The following is a 1,182-nucleotide window of genomic DNA, read 5'->3' as shown; positions in this document are numbered from 1 at the left end:
TTTCGCCTACTCAGATCAAATCAATCCGGAAGGTTTGAAGCAAAGTGCTATTGCGGCGCGAGGCATTGCGCAGCAGGGCCAAAATGGCAAAGTTCAAGCATTCAAACGTTCGGAAAATCAAGCTTACTATGATGCGGTTAACCCGCTAGCAAGCTGGGAAAAACAACAAAAAACCGAGTTACTGATGTCTTTGGATGCGTACATTCGCACTAAAGAGCCTCTGATCAAAGAAGTTTCTATCAGCATCAGTGGCGTGCACGAGCAAATGCTAGTTGCCGCTACAGATGGCACTTTCGCTGGTGATACTCGTCCTCTTGTTCGACTATCCATCAGTGTACTTGCACAGAAAGGTGACCGTCGTGAGCGTGGCAGTGCTGGTGGTGGTGGTCGTTTTGGCTACGATTTCTTCTTGTCTGAAACAGATGGTGTGAAGCAAGCCTTCCACTTCGCGGACGAAGCCATCCGTATGGCGTTAGTTAACCTAGAAGCAGAAGCTGCACCTGCAGGTATGATGCCTGTGGTTCTTGGTTCTGGTTGGCCGGGCGTACTGCTGCATGAGGCGGTAGGTCACGGTTTAGAAGGGGATTTCAACCGCAAAGAGTCGTCGGTATTCTCTGGCAAAATGGGTCAGCAAGTGACGTCATCGCTATGTACGATTGTGGATGATGGTACGCTGAAAGATCTACGTGGTTCACTCAATGTGGACGACGAAGGTGTGAATGGTCAGTACAACACGCTGATCGAAAATGGCGTATTGAAAGGCTACATGCAAGACAAGCTGAACGCGCGCCTAATGGGAGTAAGCCCAACGGGTAACGGTCGCCGCGAATCTTACGCGCACTTACCGATGCCACGCATGACCAATACCTACATGCTGCCAGGTGAACACACACCAGAAGAAATCATCTCGACCGTGAAGAAAGGCATCTACGCGCCTAACTTCGGTGGTGGTCAGGTGGATATCACCTCAGGTAAGTTCGTGTTCTCTGCATCAGAAGCGTATTTGATTGAGGATGGTAAAGTGACTCGTCCCGTCAAAGGGGCAACTCTAATCGGTTCAGGCATTGAAGCGATGCAGCAAGTGTCGATGGTCGGTAACGACTTAAGCATCGATAAAGGTGTTGGCGTTTGTGGTAAAGCAGGGCAAAGCGTGCCAGTAGGCGTTGGTCAGCCAACGTTGAA

General features: G+C 50.1%; 1 protein-coding gene. It reads left to right on the top strand.

What is annotated here, in order from left to right:
* Positions 1–1,182: metalloprotease TldD (tldD, locus tag R8269_RS25270; RefSeq protein WP_318222915.1), on the top strand; the 1,182-nt coding region annotated here is incomplete at both ends.

It is taken from the genome of Vibrio sp. Vb0667 (assembly GCF_033391095.1).
The sequence above is the reverse complement of the archived record's forward strand: the minus strand, read 5'-3'. Positions and strand labels throughout refer to the sequence as shown.